Annotated in this window: 16 protein-coding genes; 6 read left to right on the forward strand and 10 right to left on the reverse strand. The window is 68.2% G+C overall.

The window, feature by feature from the left end:
* From pdxA to LF41_RS09920, 4 genes are all read left to right on the forward strand, one after another.
* A partial coding sequence (gene pdxA, locus LF41_RS09905) for a 4-hydroxythreonine-4-phosphate dehydrogenase PdxA (RefSeq protein WP_036169157.1) occupies nt 1-923 on the forward strand: 923 nt, incomplete at its 5' end.
* On the forward strand, nt 920-1,711 hold the full coding sequence (rsmA, locus tag LF41_RS09910) for a 16S rRNA (adenine(1518)-N(6)/adenine(1519)-N(6))-dimethyltransferase RsmA (protein WP_036169158.1): 792 nt from the start codon (nt 920-922) through the stop codon (nt 1,709-1,711). The genes pdxA and rsmA, both read left to right, overlap by 4 nt.
* 31 nt (nt 1,712-1,742) lie before the next feature.
* Complete coding sequence (gene apaG / locus LF41_RS09915; RefSeq protein ID WP_036169159.1) at nt 1,743-2,126, forward strand: Co2+/Mg2+ efflux protein ApaG; 384 nt, start codon at nt 1,743-1,745, stop codon at nt 2,124-2,126.
* A gap of 24 nt (nt 2,127-2,150) precedes the next feature.
* Nucleotides 2,151-3,026, forward strand: a complete 876-nt coding sequence (locus tag LF41_RS09920) for a symmetrical bis(5'-nucleosyl)-tetraphosphatase (RefSeq protein WP_052116309.1) — start codon at nt 2,151-2,153, stop codon at nt 3,024-3,026.
* Here the strand turns inward: LF41_RS09920 and LF41_RS09925 are convergent.
* The 4 genes from LF41_RS09925 to LF41_RS09940 all read right to left on the reverse strand — a co-directional run bounded on the left by LF41_RS09925 (nt 3,002) and on the right by LF41_RS09940 (nt 7,092).
* Nucleotides 3,002-3,490, reverse strand: a complete 489-nt coding sequence (locus LF41_RS09925) for a dihydrofolate reductase (RefSeq protein ID WP_036169160.1) — start codon at nt 3,488-3,490, stop codon at nt 3,002-3,004. The two genes, LF41_RS09920 and LF41_RS09925, sit on opposite strands and share 25 nt — an antisense overlap.
* Before the next feature lie 17 nt (nt 3,491-3,507).
* Nucleotides 3,508-5,778: a patatin-like phospholipase family protein gene (locus LF41_RS09930; RefSeq protein WP_052116310.1), complete on the reverse strand. Its 2,271-nt coding sequence runs from the start codon at nt 5,776-5,778 to the stop codon at nt 3,508-3,510.
* Nucleotides 5,779-5,887: 109 nt separating this feature from the next.
* Nucleotides 5,888-6,337, reverse strand: a complete 450-nt coding sequence (locus tag LF41_RS09935; protein ID WP_036169161.1) for a glycine zipper family protein — start codon at nt 6,335-6,337, stop codon at nt 5,888-5,890.
* Nucleotides 6,338-6,348: 11 nt separating this feature from the next.
* Entirely contained in the window at nt 6,349-7,092 is a 744-nt protein-coding gene (locus LF41_RS09940; RefSeq protein ID WP_152599976.1) for a hypothetical protein, read from the reverse strand.
* A 165-nt stretch (nt 7,093-7,257) separates the two neighbouring features.
* Here LF41_RS09940 and LF41_RS09945 point away from each other — a divergent pair, with 165 nt between their 5' ends.
* Nucleotides 7,258-8,973, forward strand: a complete 1,716-nt coding sequence (locus LF41_RS09945; protein WP_052116311.1) for a PAS domain-containing sensor histidine kinase — start codon at nt 7,258-7,260, stop codon at nt 8,971-8,973.
* Here LF41_RS09945 and LF41_RS09950 read toward each other — a convergent pair.
* On the reverse strand, nt 8,960-9,592 hold the full coding sequence (locus tag LF41_RS09950; RefSeq protein WP_036169165.1) for a response regulator transcription factor: 633 nt from the start codon (nt 9,590-9,592) through the stop codon (nt 8,960-8,962). The two genes, LF41_RS09945 and LF41_RS09950, sit on opposite strands and share 14 nt — an antisense overlap.
* A 120-nt stretch (nt 9,593-9,712) precedes the next feature.
* Entirely contained in the window at nt 9,713-10,333 is a 621-nt protein-coding gene (locus LF41_RS09955) for a response regulator transcription factor (protein WP_036169179.1), read from the reverse strand.
* A 248-nt stretch (nt 10,334-10,581) separates the two neighbouring features.
* Between LF41_RS09955 and LF41_RS09960 the strand changes: the two genes are divergently transcribed.
* Complete coding sequence (locus LF41_RS09960; protein ID WP_036169167.1) at nt 10,582-11,250, forward strand: response regulator; 669 nt, start codon at nt 10,582-10,584, stop codon at nt 11,248-11,250.
* Here the strand turns inward: LF41_RS09960 and LF41_RS09965 are convergent.
* The 4 genes from LF41_RS09965 to LF41_RS09980 form a co-directional block, all read right to left on the reverse strand.
* Nucleotides 11,229-11,864, reverse strand: coding sequence for a response regulator (locus tag LF41_RS09965; protein ID WP_161786947.1), 636 nt, complete (start codon nt 11,862-11,864; stop codon nt 11,229-11,231). The genes LF41_RS09960 and LF41_RS09965 overlap by 22 nt on opposite strands.
* Nucleotides 11,865-11,948: 84 nt before the next feature.
* Nucleotides 11,949-12,782 (reverse strand): thymidylate synthase, encoded by an 834-nt coding sequence (gene thyA / locus LF41_RS09970; RefSeq protein WP_036169168.1) that lies wholly within the window; start codon nt 12,780-12,782, stop codon nt 11,949-11,951.
* 16 nt (nt 12,783-12,798) lie between these two features.
* The gene (gene lgt / locus LF41_RS09975; protein ID WP_237577718.1) at nt 12,799-13,674 is read right to left on the reverse strand and encodes a prolipoprotein diacylglyceryl transferase; all 876 of its coding nucleotides are present in this window, start codon (nt 13,672-13,674) and stop codon (nt 12,799-12,801) included.
* Between the two features lie 48 nt (nt 13,675-13,722).
* The gene (locus LF41_RS09980) at nt 13,723-14,208 is read right to left on the reverse strand and encodes a TPM domain-containing protein (RefSeq protein ID WP_036169171.1); all 486 of its coding nucleotides are present in this window, start codon (nt 14,206-14,208) and stop codon (nt 13,723-13,725) included.
* Between the last annotated feature and the right edge of the window lie 96 nt (nt 14,209-14,304).

The raw sequence follows: 14,304 nt of genomic DNA on the forward strand, positions 1-14,304 counted from the left end.
TCGTCGCGCGGCTCGCGCAGTCGCCGCGAGGCGATTGCACCCTGGATGTCTTCTGCGATCCGGCCGCCCTGCAGGCGGCCGGCGACGCACTCGGCCTGCCCCTGCGCGTCCTGTCGCCCGGCGCGCACGCGCAACACCCCGGCGACGTCGTCGTCCACCCGATCCGCAACGCCGTGCCCGCGGTCTTCGGGCAGGCCGATCCGCGCAACGCGCGCGCCGTGGTCGAGGCGCTCCACGTCGCCGCGCAACATTGCCTCGACGGCACGTTCGACGGCCTGGTCACCGGCCCGGTGCACAAGGCGACCATCAACGAAGGCGGCATTCCCTACACCGGCACGACCGAATTGCTCGCGCAGCAGGCCGGATGCGATGTCGTGATGATGCTCGCCAACCCGACGGTGCGCGTCGCGCTCGCCACCACGCACCTGCCCTTGCGCGCCGTGCCCGCTGCGATCACGCGCGACGGCATCGAGCGCACGCTGCGCATCCTGCATCGCGCGTTGCATCGCGACCTTGGCATCGCGCATCCGCGCATCAGCGTGCTCGGCCTCAATCCGCACGCGGGCGAAGACGGGCACCTGGGGCGCGAGGAAATCGACACGATCACGCCGGTGCTCGACCAGCTCCGCGCGCAAGGGATGTCGCTCGACGGTCCGCTGCCCGCCGACACCGCCTTCCTCCCCGCGAAACTGCAGGACACCGATGCGGTGCTCGCGATGTACCACGACCAGGGATTGCCCGTGCTGAAGTTCAGCGGTTTCGAGCAAGCGGTGAACCTCACCCTCGGCCTGCCCTATCCGCGCGTCGCGGTCGACCACGGCACCGCGCTGTCGATCGCCGGCCGCGGCATCGCCGATCCTTCGAGCCTGTTCGCCGCGGTGGACACCTGCGCGCGCATGGCGCTCGCGAAGGCCGCCGCATGAGCAAGCCGGAGTTCCAGCGCGAAGCGAAGAAACACCTCGGGCAGCATTTCCTGCACGAGAAGGGGATCATCGCGAAGATCGTGCAGGCGGTGGATCCGAAGCCCGGCGACCGCCTCGTGGAAATCGGCCCGGGCCAGGGTGCGATCACCTTCCCGCTGCTCGATCGCCACGGGTCGCTGACCGTCATCGAGTTCGACCGCGACCTGATCGAGCCGCTGACCGAAGCGTCGAAGGCGCACGGCGCGCTCACGATCGTGCATCGCGACGTGCTGAAAGTGGATTTCAGCGACATCGCCGGCGATACGCAGATTCGCCTCGTCGGCAACCTGCCCTACAACCTGTCCTCGCCGATCCTCTTCCACGCGCTCGACCACGCCGACGCGATCCGCGACATGCACTTCATGCTGCAGAAGGAAGTCGTCGACCGCATGGCCGCCGAGCCGGGCAGCAAGGTCTACGGCCGCCTGAGCGTGATGCTGCAGGCCTACTGCCGCGTGACGCCGCTGTTCAAGGTGCCGCCGGGTGCGTTCCGCCCGCCGCCGAAGGTCGACTCGGCCGTCGTGCGCATGGTGCCGCGCGCGCGTGACGAGATCGCCGTGCAGGACCGCAAGCGCTTCGAACATGTCGTGCGCGCCGCGTTCGGCCAGCGTCGCAAGACGCTGCGCAACGCGCTCAACGGCGTGGCCGACTCGGCGCTGATCGAAGCGGCGGGCCTGCGCCCCGACGCGCGCGCCGAACAGGTGGACGTGCCCGGTTTCATCCGGCTGGCCAACCTGCCTTCGACTTAGCATTCAGGAAAGGCCGGGCTAAACTGTCGGCATGACGAGCACCACCGATTACGCCTTCGACATCGATGTCGCCTCCCGCTTCCTCGACGAGGAATCCGCGCCCGACGAAGGCCGTTTCGTTTTCGCGTACACCATCCATATCCGCAACCGCGGCAAGGTGCCCGCGCGCCTGCTCGGTCGCCATTGGGTGATCACCGATGCCAACGGCAAGGTCGAGGAAGTGACGGGCGAAGGCGTCGTGGGCGAACAACCCTGGCTGCGCCCCGGCGAAGACTTCGAGTACACCTCCGGCGCGGTGCTGGAAACCAGCCTGGGCACGATGCGCGGCAGCTACGACATGCTCGCCGACGACGGGACGCGCTTCGCGGCGCCCATTCCCGCCTTCACGCTCACCATCCCGCGCACGCTGCACTGACGTGGCCGCACGGATGCGACTGCAATGACGACCTGGGCCATCGGCGATCTGCAAGGGTGTTACGACCCGTTGCAGCGCCTGCTCGAGCGGATCAACTTCGACACCGCGCGCGACCGGCTGTGGTTCTGCGGCGACCTGGTCAACCGCGGCGGGCAATCACTGGAAACGTTGCGCCTGGTGCATTCGCTGCGCGCGCAGAGCGTGGTCGTCCTCGGCAACCACGACCTGTCGCTGCTCGCCATCGGCGAACGCCGGCCGGAGGAGCAGCGCAAGGTCAACGCGGACCTGCAGCGCGTGTTGTTCGCCGACGATGCGCGCGACCTGCTCGACTGGCTGCGCATGCAACCGCTGGTGCACGCCGACCGCGAACTGGGTTGGATGATGGTGCACGCAGGCCTGGCGCCGAAGTGGACCACGCAACTGGCGCAGAAGCACGCCGGCGAAGTCGAGCAGAAGCTGCGCGGCAACGACTTCCGCAAGCTGCTGAAGAACATGTACGGCGACCGCCCCGCGTGGTCCCCGCGTTTGACCGGCATGGAACGCGACCGCGCGATCATCAACGTGTTCACGCGCCTGCGCTATTGCTCGCCGCGCGGGCGCATCGCGTTCGAGGAAAAGGGCGCGCCCGGTACGCAGCAACCCGGTCTGTATCCCTGGTACGAAGTGCCGGGGCGCGCGCAGCGCGACCTGAAGATCGTGTGCGGCCATTGGTCGACGCTCGGCCTGTTCATCGGCCACGGCGTACATGCGATCGACACCGGCGCGGTGTGGGGCGGCAAGCTCACCGCGCTGCAACTGGATACCGACGAGTTGCGCTTGCTGCAGGTGCCCGGCCGCGATGTCCCCGTGTCACCGCCGAACGCGCGGCCGCCGTATCACAAGGACGACGCGCGCACGTAATCGACGAACTCGAACGCGAGCGCATGCTTTTCGTCGATCGCATGCGGCTCGCGCAACGTGACGCGCCACGCACCGGCATCGAACGCCGGAAAAAACGCATCCGCATCCGCGACCACCGTGTCGACATGCGTCAGGTGCAAATGCGTCGCCATCGGCAGCGCGAGCGCATACACCTCGCCTCCGCCGATGACGCAGACTTCATCGGCGACGCCGATGGCCTCGGCGATCGAGCCCACCGCTTCCATCCCGTCGAACGGCACGCGCCCGCTGCGCGTCAGCACGAGATTGCGCCGCCCCGGCAGCGCGCGGCCGATGGATTCGGCCGTCTTGCGGCCCATCAGCACCGGCTTGCCGAGCGTGAGCGCCTTGAAGCGCTTGAGGTCGGCCGGCAGGTGCCACGGCAATGCATTGCCCTTGCCGATCGCGCGGTTGCGGTCGAGGGCGGCGATGAGCGAGAGCGTCATGCCGCGCAGTCTACCGGTCAGAACGTGCGCCCGATCTCCAGGAACAGCACGCCGTCCCCGCCTTCGCGCCAGCCGTAGCCGAAGAGCATCGGCCCGAACCACGAATCGAAGCCGAGATACATGCTCGCGTTGAGGATGCCGTCGTCCCAGGCCATGTCCGAACGCTTCTCCCAGGCGTTGCCGTATTCGATGGTGCCGCCCACCAGCGCCGAGCGGCCGAACACTTCCGCCAGCTGGTAGGTGTACCCGACGAACAGCAGCGCGTAATCCTGCCCGGTGAGCTCGTTGGTGCGGAACCCCGCGAGTTTGCCGCGACCGCCGAGGCGATAGCGGTCCTGGATCGGCAGTTCGCCGTCGATGGTCGCGTGATACGACGCACCGAACTGCAGCGCGTGCCGGTCGAAGGGCGTGGCTGCGATGATGTCGAAATCGACGCTGTCGTAATCGGTGTCGCTGCCCAGGCCCTCTCGCGCGACCGTGTACGACAGATTCCCCCAATAGCCCTTGCGGGGGAAATACAGGCTGTCGGCGCGATCGATGCTGACGAAGGCATACGCGCGACCGGTGTCGAAGTCGAAGCTCGGCTGGTTCGGGTCGCCGGTCTCCACCTTCGCCCGGCCCGTCGCGCGCTGGTATCCGAGGCCCGCCGCGCCGTAATTGCCGAACTCGCGCCCGAACTGGAAGTCGCCGACGAACGAGCGCACGTCGTATTCGGCGACGTCGTGCCCATCCGCATCGAACACGTGGTAGTTGGGGTTGAGGTAGCCGATTCGGGTGTACGTCATCCAGCGGTTGGTGTCGCCGAAGGGGCGGTAATACTCGGCGGTCAATGCGGGCTCGGTGCCGACCGTGGCGGTCACACGGCCTTCGGCGCCGTTCTTCGTCAGCGGCGTGACCAGGATCGCCGCGCGCAGGGAGGTTTCGAACGTGCCCTTGAAATCGCTGCTGAGCGTGAAGCCCACCTGGATGTAGTTCGGTCCCTGCGGCTTCTCGCGCGCATGGATCTGCAGGCCGGTGCGGCCGTCTTCGCGCACGACGTCGTAGGTGATGCTGGCGAAAGTACCGTAGCTGTACACGCGGATCAGCTTGTCTTCCATGCGCTGGGTGTCGAGCGGTTGCCCGATCTCGACATCGAGTTGCGAAAGCAGGAATTCGTCCGAATAGTCCGTTTCGTTGTCGAGCGTGACGAACTGGATGACCGGTGCGCTGGCCGAGGGCGCGGGCCGGTGTTCGGCCCACGCGCGGTACGCCTCGGGCGGGATGGACAGCGCCGCCAGCTCGGGGCGCGCGGCGGCCGCGGCGTCCTTGCCGATTTCCAGCGCGCGCGCGGCCTTGTTGAAGTCGCCGGTTTTCACGTCGGCGCCGAGCTTGGGCACGATCAGCACGTCGCGATCCTCCAGCGTCGCCAACATGCGCTGCGTGTTGCCCACGGTGAGCATGCCGCTCATCTGCGAGACCACCTGCACCAGGCTCGCGTTGCGATCCAGTGTTTCCAGCGGCGTGCCGACATCCACCGCGATGACGATGTCCGCGCCCATCGCGCGGACGACGTCGATGGGCACCTGGTTGGCGACGCCGCCGTCGATCAACACCTTTCCGTCGATCTGCATCGGCTGGAAGATGCCGGGCAGCGACATGCTCGCGCGCATCGCCATCGGCAGGCTGCCGGAGGCGAGCACCACCGATTGCCCGGTGTTGAGGTCGGTCCCGACTGCGCGAAACGGAATGGGGAGCTTGTCGAAGTCGTCGATCTCGCTGACGCCGAGCGTTTCGCGTTCGAACATCGACAGGATGCGCTCGCCCTGCAGCACCCCCGGCGAGACGCGCACGCGCCCGCCGCTGATGCCCACGCCCACGGTGGCCAGCCCGTCGCGGTCGTCGTGTTTGCGGCGATAGGAACGCTCTTCGCGCGGCACGGTGTCGTCGAACAACCGCTTCCAGTCGGTCGAAAGGATCAACTGCTCCATGTCGTCCGTCGTCCGGCCCGACGCGTACAGGCCGCCGACGAGCGCGCCCATGCTGGTGCCGGCGATGCAGTCGACGGGGATGTGCAGCGCTTCGAGTTCTTTCAGCACGCTGATGTGCGCGATGCCGCGCGCGCCGCCGCCGCCGAGGGCCAGGCCGATGCGCGGGCGCGTGTCGCCGTTTTCGCGCGTACCGCACGAGGCCTTGTCGGGCGAAGCCGACGTGGCGACCGGCGCCTGCGCCGGTGTCGTTTGTGCGAAGGCCGGTCCGCAGGCCATCGCTGCCGTGAGAACGAACGACCATCCCGCGCGACGCAACCGCATCCGGCCTCCTTCGCCCTGGGCTCGGCGAGGTGATGGCCGATGGTATCGCCCGCCCGGGTAGCGTTGTCGAGCGTACTTCTACTGGGCCCGGAGCCGATGGAGGCCGCGCTCAGCGGACGGAATATCCCTTCCCCGCCATGCAGGCGCCCCACGCGCGCCAATAAGTCGCGTGCGCGGAGGACTGCGTGGCCTGCGCCTGTTGCGCGCGCGCGGCCTGGTTGCGGCGCGCGGCGCGTCCGCCCGCCAGCACGCCCGCCGTCGCGCCGATGGCCGCGCCGTCGGAGGAATCGCCGTTGTGCACTTCTCCGATCACCGCCCCCGCGGCCGCGCCGCGCACCGCACCGGCCACGCGCTCGCCCTGCGGGCCGGTCGTGGCCGAGGTGGACGCCGTCTGTACGGCGGGATCGATGCCGGTGTCCTGCCTGGCCCACGCCGCGCACGCAGCGTCGTCCTGGGCTTGTTGTTCGCTGGTCTGGCCCTTTGCCGGATACGCAGCGGGCTTCTGCGCCCAAGCCGGAGCGACGGCCAGGACCAGCGACAACAGGATGATCGAACGCATCGCGTGTTTCCTCAGAAGCGGAAGGCGTAGCCGATGACCGGGCCGTCGAGCGACACGCTCAGTGTGTCGCCCTGGTTTTCGAGATCGACGTCGAGATAGCGGTAGCCGAAGGCCCAGCTGCCGTGTCGTGCGTGGTATTGCCCGAGCAGGCTCGCGTTCCACGTGCCTTCGGTGTCGCCCCACGAGCCATCGCCGCGCAGCGTGACCGACCAGCGATCGCCGAAGGCCCACGTGTAACGCGCGCCGGCCATGAAGTCGTAGAAGGTCTGTCCGTTGTCGAGCGCGCGCGGTGCGAGCGCCGGGTTGTCGGGCAGGAATCGCACCGTCAGGTCCAGGTCGATCACGCGCGCGCCGGCGAAGGTCTCCAATCCGGTGAATCGTTTTTCGCCCGGGCTCCAGACTGCGGCGACTTCGATCAGCCGCATGTCGAGGTCGGATTCGGTGCGCTGGAAGCGGCGCTGCTTTTCGTCGGCCAGGCCGAAGTACGTGAAGTCGGCGAACATGCCGAACGCATCGCCCTGCCCTTCGCCGCGGATTTCGGACACGCCGTCGAGGATGTCGACGACATCGGGGAACGCCGTGTCGCTGCTCGCCGATGTCGGCGGCGTCGTCGTGCGCACGTCGGTGCCGATGCTCGCGGCCCACACGTACGGCGCGACCGCCCAATCCCATCCGTCCGACGGTGCCGCCGCATTGGCCGCGAACGTGGTGCAACACAGCGACAGCCCCGCAACCCACTTGCGCATCCGAACCATGACCCGATTCCCGTCTTGATGGATGACGATTCTTTCGGAGCGCGGGCGCGCGCGACATTGGCCCAAAGGGCAACAACCGGCGGAATCCGGCACGAAGGAGCGTGAGATTTCGCGCGTGTACTTTCGGTGCCGCGTTCGCCCTTGCGTCGCGCCTATGCTCGGCCCATGCCGACCCTGCGCCATCGCTTCCGCCGCCAGCTCGATGCCGGCGTCCTCACGCCCTTGCTCATCTGCGCGATGGGCGTCGTCCTGTGGTTCGTCTCGCATCATTGGCACGAACGCACGTTCACGATGGTCGGCATGGGGTGCCTGGCGGCCCTGTCGCTCGCCGACCTGCGGCGCAGGCGGCGACACGCGGCCAACGAACGCACGCTGCAGTCCATCCTCGACGCGGTGCCCGACATCCTGTTTTTCAAGGACACGACGCTGCGCTACCGCCGCGTGAACCGCGCGTTCGCCTCGACGTTCCGCCTGGATGTCGACGCGGTGGCCGGCCACGACGACAAGGCGCTGTTCGGCAAGCGATTGCACGACCGGTTCGTGGCGCAAGATCGGCAGTTGCTCGCCGGCGGGGAGGCGCGGACATTCGACGAGCGCATGCGCATCGACGGGCAGTTGCGCGACGTGCGGGCGCGCAAGCAGCCGGTATTCGATGCGCGCGGGCGCGCGATCGGCATCGTCGGCATCGCCATCGACCTCACCGAGGAACGCCGCGTGCAGCAGCAACTCGCGCAGGCCTTGCAGGATGCGCAGGACGCCGATGCGGCGAAGACCCGCTTCCTGGCGATGATGAGCCACGAAATCCGCACACCCATGAACGGCGTGCTCGGCATGATCGATCTGCTGGGCGACACCCCGTTGCGCACCGAGCAACGCCGCCTGCTCGATTGCTGCCGCGCATCGTCCGTTGCGTTGCTGACCATCCTCAACGACATCCTCGATTTTTCGAAGATCGAAGCGGGCAAGCTCGCGCTGGAGCACGTGCCGGTGGCGTTGCGCCCGCTGATCGACGAGGTCTGCGCATCGCTTGCCACGCAGGCGGGCGCCCGCAACGTGCGCGTGGGCGTGTCGGTCGCGCGGGAGGTTCCCGACGCGGTCGTCGGCGACGCGGTGCGGCTGCGGCAGATCCTGCTCAACCTCGTCGGCAACGCGGTGAAGTTCACCGCCGACGGGCGCGTCGATGTTGAAGTCCACGTCGACAGCAGCGCGTTGCAACTGCGCGTGCGCGATACGGGCCCGGGCATGACGGCCGAGGCGGTGGCGCGATTGTTCCAGCCTTTCGAACAGGCGGATGCGGCGACGACGCGGCAGTTCGGCGGCACGGGGCTCGGGCTGAGCATCGTCAAGCGGCTCGCGGAATTGATGGGCGGCGGCGTGCGCTGCGAAAGCACGTTCGGCGTCGGCAGCGTGTTCACCGTGACGTTGCCGCTCGTCGCCGCGGCGATGCCCGAACGCGACATGCCCCAACCGGCGTCGGCGCTGCCGCCGCGCGGGTTGCGCGCGTTGCTCGCCGAAGATCATCCGGTGAACCGCGAAGTGATTGCCGGCCAGCTCGAAAAACTGGGGTGGACGTGCGACATGGCCGAAGACGGCGAAGCAGCGTGGACGGTGTTGTCGGAAGGCGACGGCGCCGCGCGCTACGCCGCGCTGATCACCGATTGCCACATGCCGCGCCTGGATGGCTACGGGCTCGTCGCGCGGGTGCGCGCCCACGAGGCGGCTGGGCGCCGAGTGCGCCTGCCGATCCTCGCGCTGACGGCCAATGCGATGCAGGGCGAGCGCGAACGGTGCCTCGCGGCGGGAATGGATGCGTATCTGGCCAAGCCGTTCCAGGTCGACCAGCTGGCCGAGGCGCTCGCGGTCCTGACTAATCCAGCGTGATGTGGTTCAGCCGCGCGAACGCGATCAACGCGGGCAGGTTGTCGAGACCGAGCTTGCGCATCACCTTGTTGCGGCAGGCGCTGACGCTCTTCGGCGTCATCGCCAGGTCGAAGGCGATCTCGCCATTCGTGCGGCCTTCGGCCAGCCCCCGCAGCACGCCGTATTCGCGGTCGCTGAGGCTACCGAGCAGCGCGTCGTCGTCTTGCGGGCCACCCTGCACGCCTGCCACCACCGCGTGCCGGAAGAAGCGGTTGCCGCGCGCGACCATGTCGATGGCGAGCGTCAGGTCGGCGAGCGTGTCGGTCTTCGGCGCATAGCCATCGGCGCCCGCGCGCAGCGCGCGCAATCCGCCGGTGCGTTCGTCTTCGCCCGAGAGCACCAGGACGCGCGCAGGCACGCGTTGCGTGCGCAGGCGTTGCAGCACCGCGATGCCATCGCCGGGCAGATGCAGGTCGAGGATCAGGGTCACCGGATGTGCGTTGGTCGTGTGCGCGCGCACCGCGGCGAATGCGGACGTCGCATCCGCGCATTCGGCCACGATGCGCATCGCGGGCGTGAGGGCGTCGCGCAACGCGCGGAAGACGATGGGATGGTCGTCGGCGATGACGAGTCGATGCATGGCCGCTGGCGGAAGGCGCGCGCGAATTGCGCGCGTCTCCAGCGTGCCAGCGCCGCCCCGTGCGGAACAACCGACAAGTGCGGCATCGCGTAACCGCAACGCGCGGAAAGTGCCACGCGATCAGGCGGCGACTTCTGCGTCCGCTTCGATATGGATCGCGATGCGGACGAGCTCGGCCACGGAGTGCGCCTGCAGCTTGTGCATCATGTTCGCGCGATGCGCCTTGACCGTGCGTTCGCACGTGCACAGCGTGGCGGCGATCTGCTTGTTGAGCCGGCCGGCGGTGACGTGTTCGAACACGGCGCGTTCGCGCGCTGTGAGCGTCATGAAACGCTCCCGCATCGCGCGGCGGCGGCTGTCCAGGGCGCGTTGCGCCTGGCTGCGTTCGACGGCCTTGCCCACGGCGGCCAGCAATGCCTCGCGCTGGATCGGCTCGGCGACGAAGTGCACCGTGCCGCGCTTGAGCGCAAGCACACTCATCGGCAGATCGCCGTAGGCGCCCATGAAGACGACGGGCAGCGCATCGTGGCGATACGCCAGCGCCAGTTGCAGGTCGAAGCCCGACGGCCCCGGCATCCGCACGTCGAGCAGCACGCATCCCGGCGCCGACGGCCATGCCGCCAGGTAATCGCCGGCGCTGGCGTGGCACCGCACCGCGAAACCGTCGGCCTCGAGCATGCGGCGCAACGTGTCGCGCACGGATGCGTCTTCATCCACGACGTGGACAAGGCCTTCGTGCATCGCGACCGTGCTTTCGCCCCGCGCGCATTCGCTTTTTCCCAAACCCGCGACCCCGTTCATTGCCCTGTCTCCCTGCTAATTCGTCCCAGAGGTGACGACAGTTCCAAACTACGCGCGATTAGGTGGAAACATCTATTGGGAAACTTCCCCGAATTCCCTGAGGTTTTCCTCGATGCACGAATCGGCTGCCTTGCAGGGACGCAAATCCGCGACGATGCTGGGATCGCTTTTCCTGCATCGGAGCCCGCATGCCGCATCGCATCCTCGTCGTCGACGCGCACGCGATCAATCGCCTCGTCATCGCCGAACAACTCACCGCGCTCGGTCACGCGCCGATGTGCGCGCACGATGCGGAGCAGGCGCTCGCATTGTTCGACGCAGGCGATTTCGACTTGTGTGTCGTCGCATGCCGCATGCCGGGCATCGATGGGTTCGCATTCGCAGCGCGCGTGCACGATCTGGCGATGGCGCGCGGCACGGCGCCCTGCCCCATCGTCGGATACAGCAACGATGCCGCGCTCGACACAGCGCTGGCGATGCAGACCGGCATGCGCGCCTGCATGCCGATGCCGATTCCGTCCTCCACGCTCGATGCGGTCCTGCGGTCGGTGTTTCATCCTTCGGCGCGGGCCCCACGCAACATTGCGCAAGCGGAACTGTTCATCGCCACCTCGCGCAAGGACCTGCGCGAGGCGCGGCGCTGCCTGGCGGACGGCAATCTGGTGCGGTTGCGCGCGCTGTTCCACCGCATCAAGGGCGCGGCGCTGATGCTCGGCGAGAACGACCTCGCGGCGGCGTGCACGCGCGGCGAGGCCGGATGCGACGACTGGGGGCCGGCGGCGCTGGACGCGGCGATCGACCTGATCGAAATGCAGCTCGACGCGATGGACCCGGCTCAGGTCGAACCGAGCAGGTAACCGAGCCCGATCTGCGAGAGGTAGTGCTTCAGGTCGGTCTTCGAATCCAGGTTCAACTTGCGCAGCGCGTTGTACTTGTGCGCGGTGACCGTCTTGTAGCTGCGGTCGCTGTCCAGCGCGATGCCGTGCAGGTGATGCCCGCTCGCGAGCGCGACGATGACCCCGCGTTCGCCCGGCGTCAGCGTGTGCCACGGGTGCTTGCGCGCGGCATCGAGGTCGACGCGCGGGTCGACGAACACCTGCCCGCCCAGCACCGCGTGCACCGCTTGCAGTGCGACGTCGGGGCCGCTGGCCTTCGACACGAACGCGCGCGCACCGGCCGCGAGCGCTTGCTGCGCGAGCATCGGCTGGTTGGCGCCGGTGTAGGTCACCACGCGCAGGCCGGGGCGCATCGCGAGCACGCGCTCCAGCAGCGGGATGCTGCCGGCCGCGCCGGGCATGAACAGGTCCAGCACCAGCAGGTCGCAGGCGGCCTCGCTCTCCAGGTGCGCGAGCAATGCGTCGCTGTCGGCGACGGTGTCGATGCCCTGCAACGTGGAGGGGAACGCCGCGCCCAGCATTTCGCCGAGCGCAACGCAGATGATGGGATGGTCGTCGGCAAGCAGGATGCGCATCGCGCGGTCCCTGTAACCCTTGGCGGCCGGGAGCATACGCCCGCCGGGTGACGCCTCAAAGGCTCCCTTTCGGGCAAGGACGCTTCACACCGCGATGGGAGCCTTGATCGCCGCGTGCGGGGTGTAATCGCGAATCTCGAAATCGCCGAATTCATAGTCGAAGATCGACGGCGGTTTCCGCAGGATCGCGAGTTTCGGCAGTGGCCTGGGCTCGCGCGTGAGCTGCAGGCGGGCCTGTTCGAGGTGGTTGTTGTACAGGTGCACGTCGCCGCCCACCCAGACGAATTCGCCGACGTCCAGGTCGCACTGCTGCGCCACCATGTGGACGAGCAACGCATAGCTGGCGATGTTGAACGGCGTGCCGAGCAGGAAGTCCTGGCTGCGCGCCATCAACATGCACGACAAGCGGCCGTCTGCGACGTAGAACTGGAACAACGTGTGGCACGCGGCCAGCGCCATGCGGCCGTCGCGGACATTGTCCTGCGGGCTGCGCGACTCGTCGGGCAGGTATTCGACGTTCCACGCGCTGACGATGTGGCGGCGCGAGTTCGGCTTGCGCTTGATGCCCTCGATCAATGCTGCGATCTGGTCGATCGCCCCACCGTCGCGCGTGGGCCAGCTGCGCCATTGCGCGCCGTACAGCGGGCCGAGGCTGCCGGTTTCGGTGGCCCATTCGTCCCAGATGCTGACGCCGTTGTCCTGCAGGTACTTGACGTTGGCGTCGCCCTGCAGGAACCACAGCAGTTCGTGGATCACCGACTTCAGGTGCAGCTTCTTCGTCGTGACCAGAGGGAAGCCCTCGCGCAGGTCGAACCGCATCATGCGGCCGAACACGCTCAGCGTGCCCGTGCCCGTGCGATCGCCCTTGGGCGTGCCGTGCTCGAGGATTTCGCGCATCAGGTCGAGGTACTGGCGCATTCGCGGCTCCGTTGGATCAGGCGGCGCGCGGTTGCAGCGTCGGCGCGCGGCGCGACATCCACAACCACGCCAGGCCGAGCACGATCAGGGGCACGCTCAGCACCTGGCCCATCGTCACCCAACCGAAGAGATACCCGAGTTGCGCGTCGGGCACGCGCACGAATTCCACGACGAAGCGGAACACGCCGTACAGCAACACGAACAAGCCGGCCACCGCGTAGCGCGGGCGCGGCTTGCGCGAATACACCCACAGCACGGTGAACAGCACGAGGCCCTCGAGGAACGCCTGGTACAGCTGCGAGGGATGGCGGGCGAAGCGATCGAGCGCGCCGCTCTCGTACACCTTGCGCAGGGCATCGGGCGCGAGCGTGCGGTATTGCAGGTCGAGCGACGAGGGAAACACGACGCCCCAGTCGGCGCCCGTTTCCTTGCCCCACAACTCACCGTTGATGAAATTGCCGATTCGGCCGAAGCCCAGCCCCGGCGGCACGAGTGGCGCGACGAATTCCAGCGTGTCCATCACGTGCAACGCGTGCTTGCGTGACCACCACCACACGCCGGCGACCACGCCGAGCAGGCCGCCGTGGAAGCTCATGCCGCCTTCCCACACCTTCAGCATCTGCATCGGATGCTCGATGTAGGTGTGCAGGTCGTAGAACAGGATGTAGCCCAGGCGGCCGCCGAGCACGACGCCGACCATCGCGTAGAACATCAGGTCGCCGAAGCCGTGCGCATCGACGCCGGGCAGCCTGCCCGCGCGCACGCGACGGTTGCCGAGCCACCAGGCGACGGCGAAACCGAGCAGGTACATCAGCCCGTACCAGTGGATCTTCAGAGGGCCGAGCGACAACGCGATCGGATCGACCTGGAGCAGGTACGTCGAGTGGGGCAAGGCGGGAATCCGGGCGGCGGGCGTCGCCCAATTGTGCAACATCGCGCGCTAGAGGAACCGCGGTTTGTTGGGGATCTCGTCGCGGTCGGTGCGGCCCGCCACTTGCGGCGCGTGTTCGGCGAGCAGGTCGGAGATCGCCTCGATGCCGTGCACGATGGCGCTGGCCGGGTCCTCGGAGCGCAGACCGTCCTGGATGCGCCTGCAGACCGCTTCCCACGCCGGGGGATCGACGCCGCGCAACCCGCGGTCGGCGACGATCTCGAGGCGATGGTCGGCCAGCAGCACGTACAGCAGCACGCCGGTGTTGGCCTCGGTATCCCAGACGCGCAACTTCGCGAAGGCTTGCTCGGCGCGTTCGCGCGCCGTCGTGCCGCGCAGGACGTGGCGCCAGTGCAGGGCCGGTTCCACCGCGAAACAGATTTCGCCCGAATGCCGCAGCTCGCCGGCGTCGATGGCCGCGGTGATGCGCGCCATCGCCTCGGCGGGGAGCCAGGACTGCGCGGACGGAGAGAAAAGATGACGGAACAGGCGCATGCGTTACCAACTCCCCGAGGCGCCACCGCCTCCGCTCATGCCGCCTCCGCCACCCCAGCCGCCGCCGCCGAATCCGCCCCCGCCGCCGCCCCAACC

Origin of the sequence: Lysobacter dokdonensis DS-58 (assembly GCF_000770795.1) — a bacterium.
Classification (GTDB): Bacteria; Pseudomonadota; Gammaproteobacteria; order Xanthomonadales; family Xanthomonadaceae; genus Noviluteimonas; species Noviluteimonas dokdonensis.